Raw genomic sequence first — 447 nt, forward strand, 5'->3', positions numbered from 1 at the left:
AAGGATAGAAATAGTTATTCTAAAACAGACCACGATGCCACATTTATGAGAATGAAAGAAGATTATATGAAAAATGGACAACTTTAGCCAGGGTATAATTTACAAATAGCGACAAATTCTCAATTCGTTTTATTTTATGATGTGTATCAAAATCCGACTGATACAAGAACACTAATACCTTTTTTAAATTCAATTCAAGAGACTTACGGTCATTTACCTGAATATATTGTAGCTGACGCAGGTTATGGTAGCGAAGCCAATTATATGGCAATTATAGATAATTTTAATCGAACGCCACTCATAACTTATGGAATGTTTATAAAAGATAAAACTAAAAAATATAAAAGTGACATCTTCAATACTCGTAATTGGGATTATTACGAAATTAACGATGAATTCATTTGTCTGAACAATCAAAGACTAGGATTTAAAAGATATGCCTATCGT

1 pseudogene is annotated in these 447 nt (G+C 30.0%); it reads left to right on the top strand.

Features of this window, described 5'->3' with window-relative positions:
* Positions 1-447 (top strand): annotated as a pseudogene (locus tag HMPREF2663_RS07730) (transposase); the annotation flags it as partial.

Origin of the sequence: Staphylococcus sp. HMSC077D08 (assembly GCF_001837945.1) — a bacterium.
Classification (GTDB): Bacteria; Bacillota; Bacilli; order Staphylococcales; family Staphylococcaceae; genus Staphylococcus; species Staphylococcus epidermidis.